The 17,825-nt window shown below is 62.7% G+C and carries 19 protein-coding genes; 7 read left to right on the forward strand and 12 right to left on the reverse strand.

Annotated features, from left to right (window positions below; all coding sequences use genetic code 11):
• Positions 1 to 80: 80 nt before the first annotated feature.
• The 4 genes from NKI88_RS09995 (at position 81) to NKI88_RS10010 (ending at position 5,312) form a co-directional block, all read left to right on the forward strand.
• The gene (locus NKI88_RS09995; protein ID WP_023672897.1) at positions 81 to 1,853 is read left to right on the forward strand and encodes a glucan ABC transporter ATP-binding protein/ permease; all 1,773 of its coding nucleotides are present in this window, start codon (positions 81 to 83) and stop codon (positions 1,851 to 1,853) included.
• 173 nt (positions 1,854 to 2,026) lie between these two features.
• Positions 2,027 to 2,779: a heme ABC transporter permease gene (locus tag NKI88_RS10000; RefSeq protein WP_023682911.1), complete on the forward strand. Its 753-nt coding sequence runs from the start codon at positions 2,027 to 2,029 to the stop codon at positions 2,777 to 2,779.
• Between the two features lie 194 nt (positions 2,780 to 2,973).
• Positions 2,974 to 3,645: an outer membrane protein gene (locus NKI88_RS10005; RefSeq protein WP_023742739.1), complete on the forward strand. Its 672-nt coding sequence runs from the start codon at positions 2,974 to 2,976 to the stop codon at positions 3,643 to 3,645.
• 35 nt (positions 3,646 to 3,680) lie between these two features.
• Positions 3,681 to 5,312 carry a tetratricopeptide repeat-containing sulfotransferase family protein gene (locus NKI88_RS10010; RefSeq protein ID WP_352654904.1) on the forward strand — a complete coding sequence of 544 codons (1,632 nt, stop codon included), beginning with the start codon at positions 3,681 to 3,683 and terminating at the stop codon, positions 5,310 to 5,312.
• Between the two features lie 47 nt (positions 5,313 to 5,359).
• Here NKI88_RS10010 and NKI88_RS10015 read toward each other — a convergent pair whose 3' ends face one another.
• Together NKI88_RS10015 and NKI88_RS10020 are read right to left on the reverse strand one after the other, a co-directional pair.
• Entirely contained in the window at positions 5,360 to 5,653 is a 294-nt protein-coding gene (locus tag NKI88_RS10015; protein ID WP_352497346.1) for an addiction module antidote protein, read from the reverse strand.
• A gap of 42 nt (positions 5,654 to 5,695) precedes the next feature.
• Positions 5,696 to 6,754, reverse strand: a complete 1,059-nt coding sequence (locus NKI88_RS10020) for a D-TA family PLP-dependent enzyme (RefSeq protein ID WP_352654906.1) — start codon at positions 6,752 to 6,754, stop codon at positions 5,696 to 5,698.
• A 150-nt stretch (positions 6,755 to 6,904) separates the two neighbouring features.
• On the opposite strand from NKI88_RS10020, the gene NKI88_RS10025 reads away from it, so the two are divergent.
• Positions 6,905 to 7,591, forward strand: coding sequence for a D-lyxose/D-mannose family sugar isomerase (locus NKI88_RS10025; protein ID WP_023694398.1), 687 nt, complete (start codon positions 6,905 to 6,907; stop codon positions 7,589 to 7,591).
• Positions 7,592 to 7,598: 7 nt separating this feature from the next.
• Here the strand turns inward: NKI88_RS10025 and NKI88_RS10030 are convergent, their stop codons facing one another.
• From NKI88_RS10030 to NKI88_RS10060, 7 genes are read right to left on the reverse strand one after another with little or no spacing between them, the layout of a single operon-like run.
• Entirely contained in the window at positions 7,599 to 7,952 is a 354-nt protein-coding gene (locus tag NKI88_RS10030) for a hypothetical protein (RefSeq protein ID WP_156932407.1), read from the reverse strand.
• Between the two features lie 13 nt (positions 7,953 to 7,965).
• The gene (locus NKI88_RS10035) at positions 7,966 to 8,832 is read right to left on the reverse strand and encodes an RDD family protein (RefSeq protein WP_352654909.1); all 867 of its coding nucleotides are present in this window, start codon (positions 8,830 to 8,832) and stop codon (positions 7,966 to 7,968) included.
• Complete coding sequence (locus NKI88_RS10040) at positions 8,819 to 9,838, reverse strand: stage II sporulation protein M (protein ID WP_023694395.1); 1,020 nt, start codon at positions 9,836 to 9,838, stop codon at positions 8,819 to 8,821. Before NKI88_RS10040 ends, NKI88_RS10035 begins: the two co-directional genes overlap by 14 nt.
• Entirely contained in the window at positions 9,835 to 11,145 is a 1,311-nt protein-coding gene (locus tag NKI88_RS10045) for a DUF58 domain-containing protein (RefSeq protein WP_352654911.1), read from the reverse strand. Before NKI88_RS10045 ends, NKI88_RS10040 begins: the two co-directional genes overlap by 4 nt.
• Positions 11,142 to 12,098: an AAA family ATPase gene (locus NKI88_RS10050; RefSeq protein ID WP_352654913.1), complete on the reverse strand. Its 957-nt coding sequence runs from the start codon at positions 12,096 to 12,098 to the stop codon at positions 11,142 to 11,144. The genes NKI88_RS10045 and NKI88_RS10050 overlap by 4 nt, the downstream gene beginning before the upstream one ends.
• Positions 12,085 to 13,290 carry a hypothetical protein gene (locus tag NKI88_RS10055; protein WP_023734198.1) on the reverse strand — a complete coding sequence of 402 codons (1,206 nt, stop codon included), beginning with the start codon at positions 13,288 to 13,290 and terminating at the stop codon, positions 12,085 to 12,087. The genes NKI88_RS10050 and NKI88_RS10055 overlap by 14 nt, the downstream gene beginning before the upstream one ends.
• Positions 13,287 to 13,919, reverse strand: a complete 633-nt coding sequence (locus NKI88_RS10060; RefSeq protein WP_352654915.1) for a DUF4129 domain-containing protein — start codon at positions 13,917 to 13,919, stop codon at positions 13,287 to 13,289. Before NKI88_RS10060 ends, NKI88_RS10055 begins: the two co-directional genes overlap by 4 nt.
• A 144-nt stretch (positions 13,920 to 14,063) precedes the next feature.
• On the opposite strand from NKI88_RS10060, the gene NKI88_RS10065 reads away from it, so the two are divergent.
• The gene (locus NKI88_RS10065; protein WP_023672536.1) at positions 14,064 to 14,921 is read left to right on the forward strand and encodes a hypothetical protein; all 858 of its coding nucleotides are present in this window, start codon (positions 14,064 to 14,066) and stop codon (positions 14,919 to 14,921) included.
• 77 nt (positions 14,922 to 14,998) lie between these two features.
• Positions 14,999 to 15,868 carry a hypothetical protein gene (locus NKI88_RS10070; RefSeq protein WP_023739281.1) on the forward strand — a complete coding sequence of 290 codons (870 nt, stop codon included), beginning with the start codon at positions 14,999 to 15,001 and terminating at the stop codon, positions 15,866 to 15,868.
• Between the two features lie 38 nt (positions 15,869 to 15,906).
• On the opposite strand, the gene NKI88_RS10075 is transcribed toward NKI88_RS10070, so the two are convergent.
• The 3 genes from NKI88_RS10075 to NKI88_RS10085 all read right to left on the reverse strand — a co-directional run.
• Complete coding sequence (locus NKI88_RS10075; RefSeq protein ID WP_502909445.1) at positions 15,907 to 16,260, reverse strand: hypothetical protein; 354 nt, start codon at positions 16,258 to 16,260, stop codon at positions 15,907 to 15,909.
• A 66-nt stretch (positions 16,261 to 16,326) separates the two neighbouring features.
• Positions 16,327 to 16,731, reverse strand: a complete 405-nt coding sequence (locus NKI88_RS10080) for a hypothetical protein (protein ID WP_352654917.1) — start codon at positions 16,729 to 16,731, stop codon at positions 16,327 to 16,329.
• Positions 16,732 to 16,904: 173 nt separating this feature from the next.
• On the reverse strand, positions 16,905 to 17,825 hold a 921-nt coding region (locus NKI88_RS10085; protein WP_352654919.1), incomplete at its 5' end, for an ABC transporter substrate-binding protein.

Below are 17,825 nucleotides of genomic sequence, written 5' to 3' on the forward strand. Positions count from 1 at the left end.
GCATTGTTTTGCGACCCGTTAACCGGTACGTGTCAAGAAATGGTGCGGTGCACAATAATGTTTTGGGCGGAGTAGCTGAAGTGTCACTTCTGCAAATCTACTGGAGAGCGCTGGGTTATCTCGCAGCCGACAGGAAGCGCGTTGCGTTTATCTGCGGTGCGAATGTCGCGCTTGCCATTATCGCCATCCTCGAGCCGATCATGTTCGGCCGGGTGATCGACGCCATCTCCGATAAGGGTTCGGTGTTTTCGACGCTGGCGCTGTGGGCCGGTCTCGGCGCCTTTAACATCGTCGCCTTCGTGCTGGTGGCGCGCGGCGCCGACCGTTTTGCCCACAAGCGGCGCAGCGAGGTGCTGTGCCAGTCGTTCGAGCGCGTGATCACCATGCCGCTCGCCTGGCACCACCAGCGCGGCACCTCCAACGCGCTGCACACGCTGCTGCGCGCCGTCGAGACGCTGTTCAGCCTGTGGCTTGAATTCATGCGCCAGCATCTGTCGACGGCTGTTGCGCTGGCTCTGCTGATTCCGACCGCGATAAGCATGGATCTTCGCATGTCGCTGGTGCTGATGGCGCTGGGCGTTCTCTATGTCGGCATCGGCCGGCTTGTGATGAAGCGCACCAAGGCGGGCCAGGCCGCGGTCGAGCGTCACTACCATCAGGTCTTCGCGCATGTGACCGACTCGGTCAGCAATGTCGCCGTGCTGCAGAGCTACAACCGTCTCGGCCACGAGGCCGATACGCTGCGCCGTTATGTCAAGAACCTGCTCGACGCGCAGAACCCGGTGCTCGACTGGTGGGCGATGGCCAATGCGTTGCACCGCCTGTCGTCGACCATTTCGATGATGGTTGTGCTTTTGATCGGCGCCTATCTGGTCACCCATGGCCAGCTCAAGATCGGCGACGTCATCGCCTTCACCGGCTTTGCCACGCTGCTGATTGCCCGCCTCGACCAGATGTCGGCTTTCGCCAACCAGATTTCTGAAGCCCGCGCCAAGCTCGAGGACTTCTATCACCTCGAGGATTCGGCCGCCGACTCCGCCGAGCCGGACGGCTTGCGCGACCTCACCAACGTCACCGGCCACGTCCGCTTCGAGAATGTCGGCTTCGAGTTTGCCAATTCGAGGCAGGGCGTCGACGACGTCTCCTTCGAAGTCCAGGCCGGGCAGACGGTTGCCATCGTCGGCCCGACCGGCGCCGGCAAGACGACGCTGATCAACCTCTTGCAGCGCGTCTTCTCGCCGTCTCATGGCCGTATCCTGATCGACGGCATCGACACCCGCACGGTGACCCGCAAGTCGCTGCGTCATTCGATCGCCACCGTCTTCCAGGATGCCGGCCTGCTCAACCGCTCGATCGAGGACAACATCCGCGTCGGTCGTGCCGAGGCGACTTATGACGAGGTTCACGCCGCCGCCAATGCGGCTGCCGCGCAGGATTTCATCCTTGCCAAGAGCGCCGGCTATGACACCGTCGTCGGCGAGCGCGGCGGCCAGCTTTCAGGCGGCGAGCGTCAGCGCATCGCCATTGCCCGCGCCGTGCTCAAGGACGCACCGATCCTGGTGCTCGACGAGGCAACGAGCGCGCTCGATGTCGAGACCGAGGACCGCGTCAAGGAAGCCATCGACGAACTGAGGCGCAACCGCACCACCTTCATCATCGCCCACCGCCTGACCACCGTCCGCGACGCCGACCTGGTCGTGTTCATGGACAAGGGCAAGGTGGTCGAGATGGGCGGCTTCGCCGAACTGTCGCTGCGCAATGGCCGTTTCGCCAGCCTGCTGCGCGCCGGCGGCCTGCTCAACGACGAGGAAGTCCGCCGCCTCAGCCGCACCGTGAATATCGAAGCGGCGTAGCTTTTTTACCTCCCCCTTGTGGGGAGGTCGGACCCGTAGGGTCCGGGTGGGGGTAGTGCCCCACCACCCCCACCCCGCTGCTTCGCAGCGACCCTCCCCACGAGGGGGAGGGTAAATAAGACTGCGACACTCCCTCGATTGCCCCGAACGCGCCGCCGGTCTATCTAGACCTTATGAGCGATACCTCCTCACGCCTCGCCGGCTGGACCGACCTCGCCAACCCCACGCGCTTTGTCGGGCTGGCCGATAGGCTGGTGCCGTGGCTGGCGTCGATCGCCGCGATCCTGCTCGCCATCGGTCTCTATATGAGCTTTGCCGCGCCTGAGGATTTCCAGCAGGGCATCACGGTGCGCATCATGTATATCCACGTGCCTTTCGCCTGGCTCGCCATGATGTGCTACACGGTGATGGCCGTCGCCGCGCTCGGCACGCTGGTCTGGCGCCATCCCTTGGCCGATGTCGCGCTGAAGTCGGCAGCCCCGATCGGCGCCACCTTCACCGCACTTGCGCTGGTCACCGGCTCGATCTGGGGCAAGCCGATGTGGGGCACCTGGTGGGTCTGGGACGCCCGCCTGACCTCGGTCTTCATCCTGTTCCTGATGTATCTCGGCATCATCGCGCTGACGCGTGCGCTGGATGACGCCAGCCGCGCCGCCTGGGCCGCCGCCATCATCACGCTCGTCGGCTTCATCAACATCCCGATCATCAAATTCTCGGTCGACTGGTGGAACACGCTGCACCAGCCGGCGTCGGTGTTCCGGCTCGGCGGACCGACGATCGATCCCAGCCTGCTATGGCCGCTGCTGGTGATGGCGCTCGGCTTCACCGTGCTGTTCTTCGCGCTGCATTTGACGGCGATGCGCACCGAAATCCGCCGCCGGCGGGTGATCGCCATGCGCAGGGTGGCAGCACGGCAGGCCGACTAGCGCGATTTTCAAAACCGAAGCCATACGCCTGCCGCCAAACATTAGCATGTGCTGCTATGTTGCGGTGCAGCAACAAGAATTCTCAAAAGATTGTTCCCGACTTCGCTTGGCTCCTTGATCTCGTTTGCTTTCTTGACAGCTCGGCCGCGAAGCAAGAGTGATACCAGTCACTAGTTGTAGCGAGGGAATCGGCGATGAAACTGCGCTTGTTGGCTGGCGTCTCGACATTTGCATTGGCGCTTGGTTGGAGTTCGGCCTACGCCGCCGACGCGATTGTCGACGTTCCGAGGGCGGAGGATCTCTGGTACGTCACGCTCTTCGGCGGCGCCAGTTTCCCGAACCATGTGAAAACGGACTACAATGGTACTGGCTATTCAGTCGATCTTGATACCGGGTTCGTAATCGGCGGCGCTGTCGGTCGGCGCATCAACGATGTGTTTCGTGTCGAAGGCGAACTGTCCTACGCGCGCTACAAGGCAAGCGAATACAGCTACACGGGCGTCGGCAACTATCCGGCTTCCGGCAATCTGTCGGCCACCTATCTTCTCGCCAACGTCTGGGCCGATGTTGCGCATTTTGGTGATGCCAAACTCTATGTCGGCGGCGGTGTCGGCGCGGCCTATGTTACCGCCGATACTCACTTTGATGGCCACGCCTTTGGATACGGGCCTGGCGGCTGGGGTTTCGCCGGCCAAGTGGGCGCCGGTGTTACCTACGCGGTAACGCAGAATGTCGACCTCGATTTCGGTTACCGCTTTAAGGCCGTGACAAGCGTGGATCTAGACGACAATGATGGCGGCGGCACATACGAGAACGCCAAATTGTACTCCCACAATCTCCAGCTTGGCGTAACCCTGAAGTTCTGATTGGTTCGTCGCAGGCCGCGACCGGGATTTGACGGATGCCGCTCTTGCCACGCCGGCAACCCCTGGGCCTGCCGGCAATGATCCCAGCCTCGCTGCCGACCGCCGGTGAGCCGGCGGAAATGACATTGCAGCGCGGCATCGACCTGCAACGGCGCAAGCGTTTTCGCGAGGCCGAGTTCTGCTACCAGACGGTGCTTCGCACGCAGCCCAAAAATGCCATGGCGCTGAACCTGATGGGCACGCTCGCCATCGAGGCCGAGCATCATGACGCCGCCATTGCCTATATGGAAAGGGCGGTCAAGCTCGAACCGGACAACGCCATCTTCCGCAACAATCTCGGCAATGCCTACAATGTCACCGGCAACGTCGACAAGGCGCGCAGACATCTGAGAAAGGCGATCGAGCTCGACGGAGGGCTCATCGAAGCGCTGTGCAATTTCGGCCGCTCCTACCGCAGCCAGCTCGAGGGCGACATTGCCGAAGGGTTCTATCGCCAGGCGCTGGCTATCGACGGCCAGTCGGTGATGGCACTTGCCGGTATGGGCGATTTGCTCACCGACATTGGCCGGCCGGCCGAGGCGGTCGAATGCTTCAGCAAGGCCCTTGCCATCGACCCGGGCCATGTCGAGGCGCTGGCTGGAATGGCGCTTGCGCGCCGGGCGGTCAAGGACGATCCGACGTTGCCTTTGGTGCTGAAACGCCTGGAATTGCCGACAACCACCGATCGCGAGCGGGTAGTGCTGCACCACGCCGCCGGCAAGATGCTCAATGATCAGCGCGAGTATAGCCCGGCCATCCGCCATTTCGCGAGGGCCAAGGCGATTTCCGGCAATGATTTCGACATCGACCGGCACACCCAGCTTTACGACAGCTTCATCGACACTTTCGACGCCGGCTTCTTCGAGGCGCGAGCCAATTTGGGAAATCCATCCAGACGCCCGGTCTTCATCGTCGGCATGCCACGGTCGGGAACGACGCTGACCGAGCAGATATGCGCCAGTCATCGCGATATCCATGGCGCCGGGGAGTTGTCGACCATTCGTTCACTTGCCGGCGAACTTGGGTTCGACAAGCTCGACCCAGCCATTTTCACCAAGGCCATGGCGGCGCTCACTGCAGCCAAGGCCAAGGAGCTTGGATCGAAATATCTCGACGATCTCAAAAAGCGCAACAACACGGTGCGGCTTGTCGTCGACAAGATGCCGCACAATTTCGAGCTGCTGGCCTTCATCAGCCTGATCTTGCCGAATGCCCGCATCATCCATTGCCGGCGTGACCCGATGGACAATTGCGCGTCCTGTTTCATGCATAATTTTTCCGAGGCGCACGGCTATAATGCCGATCTGACCAAGCTTGGGCAGTATTACCGGCAGTATGACCGCCTGATGCGCCATTGGGCCAAGGTCATCCCGCTGGATATCCACGACATGCCCTACGAAGAAACGGTCGCCGATTTCGAAAATCGCGCCCGCGGATTGATCGGATTCCTCGGCATCGAGTGGGACGATGCCTGCCTGCGTTTCAACGAGACCGAGCGCACCGTGCGGACGCCGAGCCGCTGGCAGGTGCGCCAGCCGATCTATTCATCCTCGGTCGAGCGCTGGAAGCTGTATGGCGACGCGCTGGATCCGCTGAAGGCGGCGCTGGGTCCGGTTTATCCGTCCTGATTTCAGTTGGCCCGAACAACCTCGCGCTCGACGCGCGCTGGCGTAGATTAGACCTGAGTTGCATCGTGCTTTGGGGCCAAATGAAAGCCGAATGCTTTCATGACCGCCAGTGTGGTTTCCAGCGTAGGATTACCGTTTTCGCTGAGCGAGGTATAAAGATGCTCGCGAGCCAAGCCGGTCTTTCTGGCAATGTTGCTCATCCCCTTGGCGCGGGCAACGACACCGAGGGCGGACGCGACGAATTTGGCGTCTCCGGTTTCCATTGCCTCTGCCAGAAACGCCTCGATTGCCGTATCGGAATCGAGCATTTCGGCGGGATCGAAATCATAGATTTTTCCAATTCGTCAATGTCGAAATAGGGCGAGCCTCCAAAACGAAAAGCCTCACTCCATCCGCCCACGCGCTTCCACCTTCAGCGTTTCCAGCACCTTGTCACCGTCGATCAGATGCACCTGGTCGAACAGGTTGGTCACCACGCAGCAATGATCAGGCACCACGCGCACGCGCTCGCCAATGCGAAGCTTCGCACCATTTCCAAGCGTGACCGTGCCATGTTCCTCGCTCAAGCTGGTGACGCGGGCGCCGGGCATGCCGAGCAGCTCGCCAAAATCGGCGAGCCCCAGCGTGTCGCTGGACAGCGCCTTGCTGCCGCTGTCCAGGATGGCGCGGGCCGGCGTCGGATGGCTGACCACGGTGGCGAGCACCGTCAGCGCACAATCGTCGAGCGTGCCGACGCCTTTGGCGACCTGGTAGCGGTCGAGGTAGATGTAGGTGCCGGGGCGGTATTCGGTCACCACGCTGTCCTCGCCCGAGCGCCACATGTCAGGCGTGCCGCCGCTGGAGATGCGTTCACAGGCGAGGCCCGATGCCGCGAGCGTTTGTTTGGCGCCGGCCAGCCAGGATTCAGCCTCGGCGGCGCGGCCGGCCGCGGGGTAGGTCATCAGCCCGCCGAAGGTGAGCCCCTTGGCTTGGTCGATCAACTTCGCCAGTGCCAGCGCCTCGGCGGCGCTCTGCACGCCGCAACGGCCCATGCCGGTGTCGCATTCGACCAGGACGGGCAGGGGGTGCCCGGTATCGGTGAAGGTGGCGGCGAGCCCCTCCAGCGTTTCGAGGCTGTCGGCCGTCACTGACAGTGTCACGCGGCCATGCAGCGCCTTGAGGCGCTCCAGCTTGGCGCGGCCAAGGATGTTGTAGGGCAGGAAAATATCGGTCAGCCCGGCATCGGCCATCACTTCGGCCTCGCCGATCTTCTGGCAGGTGATGCCGACCGCGCCGGCCGCCATCTGCTTCTTCGCCCAATAAGGCAGTTTGTGCGTCTTGATGTGCGGCCTGAGTTTCAGCCCGTGGCGGTCGGCATGCGCCTGCGCTCGTGTGATGTTGGCTTCGGCGCGGGCCGCGTCGATGAGGATCGCCGGCGTGTCGAGGTCGTCTATGCCTTGCATGAATGTCACCCTGGGAAATCTGGCTGGACTTATGGCCCCGATCCGCATGGATGTCATGGGGCCAGCATGCAGTTTGCGTCGACACCGCAGCGCTGTTCGGCTATGCGCTTCAGATAACTCCAGGGAACGCGACGCGAAGGGATCACGATCATGAAACGCTCCACCGTCAACGACATCATCCGCGATGCAGACGCCTTCATCCGCTCGTTCGGCTACATCATGCCGCCCTTCGCCTACTGGAGCCCGGAAGAGATGAAGGCGCGCAAGGCCGACTCCGCCGCCATTTTCACCTCGCGGCTCGGTTGGGACATCACCGATTACGGCCAGGAAAAATTCGACGAACTCGGCCTGTTCCTGTTCACCGTTCGCAACGGCGTCTATGCCGACATGAAGAAGGGCATGGGCATGCTTTATGCCGAGAAGATCATGATCTCGCGCAAGGATCAGCTGTCGCCGATGCACCGCCACAACATCAAGGCCGAGGACATCATCAACCGCGGCGGCGGTAAGCTCGTGCTTGAACTGTTCATGCACGATCGCGACGGCGGCATCGATCCGAAGGCCGAAGTGACGGTGCCGGTCGACGGCACCATCCACAGGCTGCCGGCAGGCGGGCTCCTGAAGCTCGACCCAGGCCAGAGCGTGACGCTGCTACCCGGCGTCTGGCACGCCTTCTGGGCCGAGGGCAAGGATGTGCTGATCGGCGAGGTCTCGACCGTCAATGACGATCTCACCGACAACGTCTTCCGCGAGCCGATCGGCCGCTTCTCCAACATCGACGAGGATGTCGCGCCGGTGCACCTGCTGGTGTCCGACTATGAGAAGTGGGTGGGGTAGGCGAGGCCTAATCGCCCCAATTCACCTGCTGAAAGAACGTCCAGATGCTGATCGTGCTGTCATCCCGATCGCTCGTGCTGTGCAGCGTCAGGACAATATCCACGGTGGGCGGCGCCTTGATCAAGACTGTGATCAGGCGCGCGCTGCCGTCAGGCACGATACCTATGCCTGAGGTCATTTCCCAATTTCCGTCGGCTTGCTGAAGTCGGGAAGAAGTATCTCCGAATTGCTCCCTCACCGATGCATCGTTTGGAAACGGTTCGTCGGTGAGTTCTGCAAATTCCTTCCAGGATCCGGAGACTGCCGCCTGAATGGCGCGTTCTATTCTGGCTTTTTCCGCTTCGCTAACTTGAGCCGGCATCCCGAACTCCGATCTACCGCTGGTACTTATCCGCCTTGCGTGTTCCCAGCAGAAGCTTGCGCTCAAGCTGTGCCCGCAGCTCGCCGTAATAGGCGGTGAGGAAGGCCCTGGAATCGACCGGCTCGATCGTCATGCCGATCTTGCGTCCGATCGTTTCGGCCACGGCTTTCAGCGCGAAATAGTCGTCGCGGCGCAGCACTTCCTCCAGCTTGTGCAGTTCGGCGATGCCATAGGCATCGAGCTGCGCCTGGGTGAAGCGGAATGCGCGGGTGGTGGTGTCCTGGCGTTGCGACAGGTCTTCGACCAGCGCCAGCTTCGGCGCGTCGACAACCCACGTTCCGGCCAAAAGGTCGCCGATGCGCATGCGGTCGCGGTTGAACAGCGGGAAGAGCGCAAACAGCAGCGTCCACACCAGTCCGAAGATCGTCGTCAGCGTGTCGGCGAGCCCCATCTCGCTGCGGCCGAGGATGATCGACAGCGGCAGGAAGATCTCGATCTCGCGCATCAGGTTGCGGGCAATGACCTGATCGACTGACAGGCCGGCGCCGCTGCGCGACGCCACCCGGATGCCGAGCATCCGCTTGCCGGGCGTGGCGGCGCGGCGGCCGGCTTCGAAGACGATGAAATAGGCGTTGCGCAGGAAGAAGATCAGGATGATCCAGACGATGAACAGCGGCTGCGCGCCTTCGCCTTTGAGGCCGGCCAGCCCGAACAGTGCAACGATCGAGATCACGATCGCCGTGACGATGATGATGACAAAGTCGAGCAGGAAGGCGGCGGCGCGGGTGCCGGCATCGGCGAGCTTGATCCGGAGATCGACCCCTTCCGGCGTGATCAGCGGCCGTATCGCCGAGACGGCAGCGCGCCTAGCGGTCGCCATGCCGCACCACCCTGAACACATAGAAATAGCAAAGCCACAGCGTCAGCATGACGCCGCCAATGGCATAGCGTGTCACGTCGCTGGTGATCACCTGCCTGCCGATGCCTTCGAGCAGGCCGGCAAACAAAAGCATGATCGTCACGCCGACCATCGTGGTTGCGGCCACGCGCCCGGCATCGGCAGCGGCCGTCATCCGCGTCAGTTCGCCGGGGAACGCGATGCGTGTGCCGATGCGCATGCCGGCGGCGCCCGCCAAGGCGATCGCGAACATCTCGGTGGTGCCATGGATGGACAGCCATCCGCCCAGCTCCAGCCCAAGCCCCTTGGCGACGTAGATCTGGAACATCGCGCCAAGCAGGCAGCCATTCATCAGGATCAAGAGCACGCTCGGCACCGCGAAGGCAAAGCCCAGCGCGAAGGCCAGGATCGCCACCTGGACATTGTGCGTGAACAGATAGGCGGCGAAGCCCGACAGGAAATTGCTGTCGGCGCCGTCATAAAGCACCTGTCGCAGGACTTCGACTGAGGCGTCCGGGTTGCGCCCGCCGGCCAGGCTCGGCGGAATGATGGCGTCGAACCAGCCCTTGTCTTTGGCCACCAGCCAGTAGCCGGCGCCGGCGCCGACAAAGGTCAGGACGACCGACAGCAAGGTCTCGCGCCACAAATCGCGAATGGCATGCGGCCAGTCATGCAGGAAGAAGTCGCCGATGCGCTGCCGCAAGCCGCGACGTGCGCCATAGAGGTAGAAGTAGCCGCGCAGGCAAAGCGCTTCGAGATAGCTGACCAGCGCATTGTCGAGCGACGTCGCCCGCGCCACCGAAAGCGAGGACAGCGCCGAGCGGTAGAGCAGCGGCAGCGACAGCAGTTCGTCTTCCGATAGCGTGCGTGGCGCACGTTTCTCGACCCGGGCAAGCAGCGCCTCGAACGCCTTCCAGTCGGCCTCGCGCTCCGAACGGAAGCTCGCCAGCGACTGGCGCACCGCATCCTTGCCGACCAGCGCGTTCACAACAGATCCTCTCGCTTGAGCTCGAGATAGCGCTCGACCAGCGCCGGCCCGAGCCTCTGATGGTCGGCTTCGATGACATGCGCGCCGAGCAGCCTGAGCCTGCCGATGACGACCTGCCTTTCGCGCAGCAGCCCGCCGGCGACGACGGAGCGCGCCACATCCTCCGGTGCGTCCGGCGGCATGTCGGCCAGTGTCTCCAGTTCGACATCCTTCATCATCATGAACAGCACCAGATGCCGTTCGGTGAGCCGGCCGACGGTGCGCAGCATCAGTTCGGCGCTGATCGGATCGACGAAGTCGGTGAAGATGATCACCAGCGAGCGCCGGTCGAGCCGCGCCGCCAGCGTCGTCAGCGCCAGGGTGAAATTGGTCTCTTCGGTGGAATAGTCGATTTCCGCCGCCCGCTTCTGGATCATGGCGAAGCTGGCGGAGCCGCGCACGGCGCCGCTGGAAACGCGCGGCCGCGCGTCGAAGCCGAACAGGGAGACCATGTCACCGCCCTTCAGCGCGATGAACGCCGACAGCAAGGCGGCGGTGACGGCACGGTCCACCTTCGGCACGCCGTCGACGGGCTCGCACATCAGCCGGCCGCTATCGATGGCCAGCACGATGTTGTTGTTCTCCTCGATGCGGAACTCGCGCGCCAGAAGCCTGCCGTGGCGGGCGCTGCGCTTCCAGTCGATCATCCGCCGGCCCATGCCGGGCTGGTAGTCCTTCAGCGCCTCGAACTCGCGGCCCTGGCCGGCGCGGCGTTGCGCATGGCCGTCGGGCAGCGACTGGCGCTGTAGAAGCGTGATTGCCTCGTCGCGGGCGCTGCGGATATCGGGCAGTATCGCGACCTTGTTGTCCATTGGCAGGACGACCTGGTTCCAGACCAGGCCGAACGGCCCGCGCCAGCGCACCCACAGGCGATCGAACCTGGCGATGCCGCGCCGCAGCGCCTGAAATTTGAGATCGAGCGATGCGCTGCCGGCCTCGGCGGTCAACGCGCCGCCGGTGCCGCCCAGCGGGGCCAGCCGCTCGTCATGGCCGAGGCGCGCCTGCACCGCGCGCGACCGTCCGCTGAGCCCGGCGGTGACATGGACGGTGAACTTGCCGCCGACGCTGACTTGCGGCGGGGCATGGATGCTGGCATCCAGGGAAGCGCGTCCGCGCCCGGCGGCCGCGTCCACGGCCAGGAAAGCAAGCAGCACGCAGATCCACAACAGGCCGAGATACCACAGCGACGGCAGCGCGAGCGCGATCAGGAAGGCCGGTATTGCACCGGCCGCACCTGCCCAGACTGCCCGGCCGCTCGGATAGATCAACGTGGCGCTTCCGTCTGGTCGACCAAGTCGGTGACGATCTGCTCGACCAGGCGGCCGTCGATCTGCGCCGCCGGCGACAGTATCACGCGATGGCGCAGCGCCGGCACCGCAAGCGCCTTGACGTCGTCGGGGATGACATAGGCGCGCCCGTCGAGCGCTGCCCGGGCGCGTGCGGCTCTCGCCAGCATGGCGCCCGCACGCGGGCTGGCACCGACTTCCAGATCGGGGCTGGCGCGCGTGGCCCGCACCAGCCTTGCGATATAGTCCACGACGTCGTCGACAAGCGTGACCCCGCCGACGGTCGCCAACGCCTTTTCCAGCGTCTTGCGGTCGGCCTGGGCGGTGATGCCGTACTGCTTGATGTCGTGCGAGGCGGTTCCGCCGCCATGGTGGATGATGATCGCCTTTTCCTCTTGCGCGCCGGGGTAGCTCACCCGGTGCTTGAACAGGAAACGGTCGAGCTGGGCTTCGGGCAGAGGATAGACGCCCTGATGTTCGATAGGGTTCTGCGTCGCCACCACCATGAAGTTCGGGCCGAGCGCATGAGTGGTGCCGTCGAAGGTGACGGCATGCTCCTGCATCGCCTCCAAAAGGGCAGCCTGGGTCTTGGGCGGCGTGCGGTTGATCTCGTCGGCGAGCAAAAGGTCGCAGAAGATCGGGCCGCGCGTCAGCGTGAATTGCCCGGTCTGGAAATTGTATATGTTGGAACCGACGATATCGCCGGGCATCAGGTCGGGTGTGAACTGGATGCGGCCATAGGCGACGCCCAGCGCGTGGGCAAAGCAGCGCGCCGTCATCGTCTTGGCCGTTCCCGGCGGTCCTTCGAGCAATATATGCCCGCCGGCGAACAATGCCGTCAGCATCAGATCGACCGTATCGTGTTGCCCGGTGATGGCCTTGGCCACCTCTTCCCTGATCTGTGTCGCCAGGGCCTTCACATCATCGACGTTCACCGAGCCTCCTTGCCGTCCAGTCGTGCAGCTTTTCGGCTGCATCATGCATTTGTGTCAGGGTCTTTGCCGCGTTCGCAGCTTGCAGGCGGGTCGTGAAACCGCCGGCTTCGTCCTTGTCGCGGGAATCGAGCCAGCGGTCGAGCGCTTCGCCCTGCAAACCGTGCGGCGCGCCGAGCAGCGCGCCGGCGCGCACGCGTGCCAGTGCTCCATAGCGGTCGCCCAGTTCCTCCAGCCGGCCGGCGCGGCGCAACAGCATCGCCGTGGTGTCGACCAGCGCGCGTTTGCCGAAGGCGATGGCGCGCTGATCGGCCCGTGGCGGCCCGAACCGGCCAAGGCCATGCAGGAAGGCAAGTGCCGCGGCCGCCAGGATGGTCAGCGTCAGCGCCAGGAAAGGCGGTTCGACCAGAAGCTTGGCGAGATCGTATTTTCGCCCGACGCCATGCAGCGTCAGGTCGAACATGACGGCACCCTCTTCGGGCTGGAGGAGCTCGATCAGCTTGAGCGCCGCCGCCGCCTTGTCGGGATCTTTCAAGCCGGCGTTGTTGATGAGATCGGGGTCCGTCAGAATGTAGAACCGCTCGTCTTCGACCTCGGTCAGCACGGCCTTGCCGTTGCCGGCGGCAATCAGCGGGTGTTCGTCGGCCACCCATTGCAACTGGTCGGGAACGCTGACCATTTGCCCTGAGACGTCGAGTTGCTTGGCCGTGCTTTCGCCTTCGCCGAGCTTGGCCTTGGCGATGCGGCCGAGCCAGTCGTTGACCACCACATCCGGCAGTCGCTGGATCTTCATCTCCCAGCCTTCGTGCAAGGCCAGCGGCAAGGTCGCCCATTTGGGCAGAACGAACAGCGTATCCAGGCCCTTGCGAAGCTTGATGATGTTGGCGAGCGCATCTGGGTCGCTGTCGGGCGAAATGGTGACGATCAGCAGCATCTCGGTCTCGAGATCGCTGTCGGACCGCGCCATATCGGGCGCCTTGCCGGTCAGCTTCAGCCATTGCGCCAGGCCGGCATAGCCGATGCCGCTCTTCGACAGCGGCGTTGCGCCACCGGCGCTCGGCTGGCGAAAGTCGGGCGCATAGGTGGACAACAGGAAGAAGCCCGCGGCCGCGAGTAGGCTGGCGAAAATGCCCCAGAACAGCGTCCTGCGGCTGAACGGTTCCTGCTGGGCGATGTCGGCTGTCGCGTCACTCACGTCCAGGCATCCCTGAAGACGAATCGCTCATAGGCGCTGCGCGCCTCCTGCCAGCCTTCCGGCCCGACCGGCCGGCGCGCGAACAACGCTGCCTCGACGATGCGCGCGATCTGGGTAAAGGCGCTGCGCGCCCGCGTTGGCAGCGACGCCGCTCCCGCGATATCGCGCGCGGTCAGCGACGGGCGCAGGAAGTCGGGCAGGCGGCCGGCAATGTCGGCGACGCTGCGGCGAAGCAGGAGATGCACCGCCTCGTCGTAATTGCCCTGTGCGGCCAGTGCATCGGCTTCCGACAACAGGACCTGCGCCGCGCCAACGTCGGGGTGCCATGTCGCTTCAGCCTCGGTCACGCTCTTTTTGCGCCACCAGGGCAGGCGCCAGGCGACGCCTTTCACCTCAAGCAAAATCAGCAGCAGAATGATTGCGGCACCTGTGATCACGGCCCCCCAGAACAGATAGATCATGTAAGGGCCGAGCGATTTCAGGAACTCACCCAGCGGTCTTAGCCACTCGGGGGTCTCGGGTGGTCTGTAGGCCGGCAGGTCGAACTGGATCGAATCGTCCGACAGCAACTGCTTGTGCAGTTTGGCCAGCCATTCGGCTTGCGCAGCGTCCGGCTGTGCAGCAGTCACCTTCTCGCCCCCCTGCAACCTGCGGTTCGCGAGCCGACACTGGCAATACGCCAAGGCAATTGCAAGCGGCGGCAACCGCAAGTATCAATATCGGTGATTTATACTTTCTGATTTCGGGTATCCATTAGTCGGGGGGAATGTAACATGACGTCAATCGCGAGCGAGCGGCCGGAACGGTTCAGCGTCGGCAGGGCTTTCAGCAATACGTTTTCGGTAATCGGACGCAGCTTCGTCCCACTTGCCGCCATCGTCGGCCTTTTTTCGACGCTGCCTGCGCTGCTGTACAACATCTGGAGCTTTAGACAGATTGCAAAGATAGCAGTACCTGGGGCGAGCTTCGAGCAATCGGCTATGGCGGGCTATGGTGCCGTTTCGATGATTGCCGGCCTGGTGCTCCTGATCTTGGCCTTTCTGGCGCAGGCGGCGCTGGTACGAGCGACAATCGAAGATTTGAACGGCAAGCGCCCGTCGATTGGCGATTGCATTCAGATAGCCCTGCGCAGCTTCCTCCCCACGCTCGGAATTGGTCTTGTGATCATCGTGGCAATGTTTCTGGTGGCGATGATATTAACGGTCATCACCATGGCCATCCCCATCGTCGGCGGTGTGATTGCACTTCTGTCGCTCATCCCCATAGCCATGTGGCTGATCAGCATATCGGTGGCTGTGCCCGTCGCAGTTCAGGAAAGGCCTGGCGTCTTCGCCTCGATTTCGCGAAGCAGGGCGCTGACGAAGGGAAGCCGCTGGCGGATATTCGCGCTGTTTCTGGTCCTCGGCATTGTTGCGATAGGGCTACAAGTGGTTTTCACCTTGCTGTTTCAGGCTGCTATTGCGAGCGGCGGGATCAGCACGACCGGTCTCATCGCCGCTGCCATCGGAAGCAGCCTGCTGTCGACAATCGTTTCGGCGGTGATTTCGGTGGCGATTGCCGTCACCTATGTCGAGCTGCGCCAGGTCAGGGAAGGCACCAGCGTCGACGAACTGGCGGAGATCTTCTCGTAACGAAGGTTTTGGCCCGAGAACAGCCAGTCATGTTGGCGCGATTGGCCGGGATCTAGCTCGGGCCGGAAGGGGTAATCGTGGCATCGACGGCGTCGGCGCGGCTTGAGAAGTTCCAGATCGGCAGGGTTTTCAACAACACCTTCGCCGTGATCGACCGCAATCCCGGTCTGATGATTGCTTTGGCGGCGCTTTTCCTGGTCCTCCCAGCAGTTGCGCTCAATCTGTCGAACCACTGGAATGGCGGCCCCAACGGCTACATCGCCACACCTCCACTCGGCGCGAAGTGGGTCATTATGAGCAGCTCGTTCTTATCGCTCGTTTTAAGCCTGATCTATTTCGTTTGCGCGCTGTTGTTCCAGTCCTCGCTGGTGCAAGCGACGATAGAGGACCTGAACGGCAAGCGCCCGGCGATCGGCGACTGCATCCAGATAGCCTTGCGCAGCATATTCCCGACGCTGGGGGTGGGGCTGATTGTCTTTTTGGCCATGATCCTTGGCCTCATCGTGATGGGCATCGCCGGAATGTTGGTGCCGATCTTCGGAGCGATCATTGCCTTCGTGGTGTTGCTCGTTGCCGGCATCAGGTGGCTGCTCGGCATATCGGTTTCCGTGCCGGTGCTGATGCAGGAGCGGCTTGGCATGTTTGGCGCGATGTCGCGCAGCCGTGCTCTGACAAAGGGCAGCCGCTGGCCGATGTTCGGTGTCTTTCTGATCCTGTTTTTGGCGGCGCTTGCCTTCCAGATGATGTTTGCCTTGCTGATCGGCCTGATTTTCGCTTTCTTCAGCGGCCTCTCGACGGTCGCCCTGATTTTCGGCGCTATCGGAAGCGTCCTTATCGCGACGGTCGTGTCCACGGTGGCATCGGTGGCCATTGCGGTCGCCTATGTTGAACTTCGCCAGGTTAGGGAAGGCACCAGCGTAGACGAACTGGCGGAGATTTTCTCTTAGAAGGCGAAGCCGACTCGGCTGGTCGGGCGGCGGGGATTTCAGTGACAACAGCTTGGCCCCGCCTCCGCGCTCGTCCGACACAGGCACGACGAGGTGATCGCCACATCCCGCGCGAGCTGGACATGGTCGAAGGAGCGCTTGGCCGCACGGTTAGCCTCGTCCTTGCCGTGCTCCTTCCAGGTGAGGTTGTAAAAAGGCCCGGCGGCATAGGCGATGCCCCAATGCACGAATGCGCAATCAGGATCTGTCTCCAGCGCCTTTTCGAAGCACTTTATGCCTTCCTCATGGTTGAAGCCGTAGCACCAGTTCAGCCCGATATCGAACCAGCGCTGCGTCTCGGCCGAGGCGGTGGAGATTGGACGGCGATAGGTGCCGAGGTCGAAGTGGTCCATGCGTTCTCGTGCAAAATATCGCGGCCAAAGTCTATCAGGCCTTGAACTCAATCTTGGGGTGCTGACCTAGATAAAGTGCGAAGCAATCTGTTCGACAGGGTCCTTGTCTGGGCGCACCAAAAACCAGAAGATCAGCCCTGTAGCGCCACCGAGTATCCCTATGAAGGAGCATGCATAGAGAACTCCGCCGATTCCCAATGGAGGACTCCACTTACTGAGGCCGAAGACAAACGCTGGAACAAAAACTGCCAGAAAGCCAACGACGACGTATACCCAAAAAAACTGCCAGCGCCGTCGGGTCAGGACATAGAAGGCCGGAATTCCTACCACCGCCTCCACAACATAGAAAACAAGGGTTACGAAGATGAAGCCCGACAACGGCCCCGTCTCAGGGTGGTTCGCATGCCAATTGTAGCCGGGCAGGATCGCCGGAATAATGGGTGCAAGAATGAAAGCCCAACGGGCGCGCATGTGTATTCTCCGGAATGACGCGAGCCCACAGCGGCGCCTCGTCGACACACCAGACCGATCCACGGTCGCCGCGTCAAGACAGACACCGTCGTAAATGCTCGGAGTGCGCTGCAGGTATCTACCTGAGCGACATACCGCTCAGGTGCCAGCCGGTATGCGGCGTCCCCGAACGATCACCCCTCCAGCCACACCTTCTCAAAATGCTGTTCCAGCGACTGGTGCTGTTCGCAGCCTTGCACGCCCTTGCGATAGGTGCGGTAGACCGAGCGCCAGTAGGGCTGGATGATGATGCCGGCATCGCGCAGATTCTGCTCGATCCTGGCCATGATCTCCTTGCGCTGGGCGGCGTCCGGCGTTGCCAGCGCCTTGTCGAGAAGCGTGTCGAATTCCTTGTCGGCATAGGCGCTTTCGTTCCAGGCCGCGCCCGATTTATAGGCCAGCGCCAGCACCTGGACGCCGAGCGGGCGTCCCAGCCATTCGGTGGTGGAGAAGGGGTATTTGCTCCAGTCGTTCCAGAAGGTCGCCGCCGGCAGCACGGTGCGCTTGATCTTCAGGCCGGCCTCACGCATCTGCGCGGCGATCGCATCGCCGGTGCTCTTTTGCCATTCGACGTCGACCGAGATCAGCTCGAATTCGTGGTCCGTCTTGCCGGCCTCGGCGAGTAATTTCTTGGCCTGTTCCGTGTCGCGCTTGGCCGGGCCGATATCGGCAAATTCCGGGTGCATCGGGCCGACATGGTGATTGTCGGCAGGCTTCCCGCGGCCGCCGAGGCCGAGCGCCAGCACGGCCGAATTGTCGACCGCAAGCTGGGCGGCGCGGCGCACCTTGACGTCGTCATAGGGCGCGTTGCCGACATTGAAGCGGGCAACGATGGTCGAGCCGGTGGCGATCTCGGAATTCAACAAGCCCATCTGCTCGGTCTGCGACACGGCGTCGGACGCGGTCTCATGGTCGGTGTCGATCTCGCCGGATTCGAACGCCGACAGCATCGCGTTGGGGTCGGAGCCGTAATCGACCCATTTGATGCCGTCGAGGTAGAAGTCGCCCTTCCACCAGGGCTTGTCCTTGCGCTTCACCTCCGCACTGGTCTCGGC

The sequence above is a fragment of the Mesorhizobium sp. M0317 genome, assembly GCF_040321555.1.
GTDB lineage: Bacteria > Pseudomonadota > Alphaproteobacteria > Rhizobiales > Rhizobiaceae > Mesorhizobium.

Coding starts and splice junctions, on each gene's coding strand:
- NKI88_RS10000 (WP_023682911.1), top strand. CDS start 2,027: ATGAGCGATACCTCCTCACGCCTCGCCGGCTGGACCGACCTCGCCAAC.
- NKI88_RS10005 (WP_023742739.1), top strand. CDS start 2,974: ATGAAACTGCGCTTGTTGGCTGGCGTCTCGACATTTGCATTGGCGCTT.
- NKI88_RS10010 (WP_352654904.1), top strand. CDS start 3,681: ATGCCGCTCTTGCCACGCCGGCAACCCCTGGGCCTGCCGGCAATGATC.
- NKI88_RS10020 (WP_352654906.1), bottom strand. CDS start 6,754: ATGCAAGGCATAGACGACCTCGACACGCCGGCGATCCTCATCGACGCG.
- NKI88_RS10025 (WP_023694398.1), top strand. CDS start 6,905: ATGAAACGCTCCACCGTCAACGACATCATCCGCGATGCAGACGCCTTC.
- NKI88_RS10030 (WP_156932407.1), bottom strand. CDS start 7,952: ATGCCGGCTCAAGTTAGCGAAGCGGAAAAAGCCAGAATAGAACGCGCC.
- NKI88_RS10035 (WP_352654909.1), bottom strand. CDS start 8,832: ATGGCGACCGCTAGGCGCGCTGCCGTCTCGGCGATACGGCCGCTGATC.
- NKI88_RS10065 (WP_023672536.1), top strand. CDS start 14,064: ATGACGTCAATCGCGAGCGAGCGGCCGGAACGGTTCAGCGTCGGCAGG.
- NKI88_RS10075 (WP_502909445.1), bottom strand. CDS start 16,260: ATGGACCACTTCGACCTCGGCACCTATCGCCGTCCAATCTCCACCGCC.
- NKI88_RS10080 (WP_352654917.1), bottom strand. CDS start 16,731: ATGCGCGCCCGTTGGGCTTTCATTCTTGCACCCATTATTCCGGCGATC.